The sequence below is a fragment of the Bacillus sp. DE0042 genome (assembly GCF_007680225.1).
Classification (GTDB): Bacteria; Bacillota; Bacilli; order Bacillales; family Bacillaceae_G; genus Bacillus_A; species Bacillus_A wiedmannii.
On record NZ_VEJP01000035.1, the window covers coordinates 1 to 346 of the forward strand.

The 346-nt window shown below is 56.4% G+C and carries 3 tRNA genes; all 3 read right to left on the minus strand.

Annotation, left to right across the window (positions count from 1 at the left end):
* Nucleotides 1–94 precede the first annotated feature (94 nt).
* A tRNA-Ile gene (locus tag FS802_RS30705) sits at nt 95–171 on the minus strand.
* Nucleotides 172–175: 4 nt separating this feature from the next.
* Nucleotides 176–252: transfer RNA gene (locus FS802_RS30710), tRNA-Met, on the minus strand.
* A 20-nt stretch (nt 253–272) separates the two neighbouring features.
* A tRNA-Ala gene (locus tag FS802_RS30715) sits at nt 273–345 on the minus strand.
* Nucleotide 346 lies beyond the last annotated feature (1 nt).

Below are 346 nucleotides of genomic sequence, written 5' to 3' on the forward strand. Positions count from 1 at the left end.
ATTCGAACCCCCGCGCGACTCTCGCCGCCTGTCGGTTTTCAAGACCGATCCCTTCAGCCGAACTTGGGTATACCTCCGAGATATAAAGCTTTAGTGGTGGACCTTGTAGGACTCGAACCTACGACCGGACGGTTATGAGCCGTCTGCTCTAACCAGCTGAGCTAAAGGTCCTTTATGGTAGCGGCGGAGGGGATCGAACCCCCGACCTCACGGGTATGAACCGTACGCTCTAGCCAGCTGAGCTACACCGCCATAAAAGATATTAAAATAAGTGGAGCCTAGCGGGATCGAACCGCTGACCTCCTGCGTGCAAGGCAGGCGCTCTCCCAGCTGAGCTAAGGCCCCA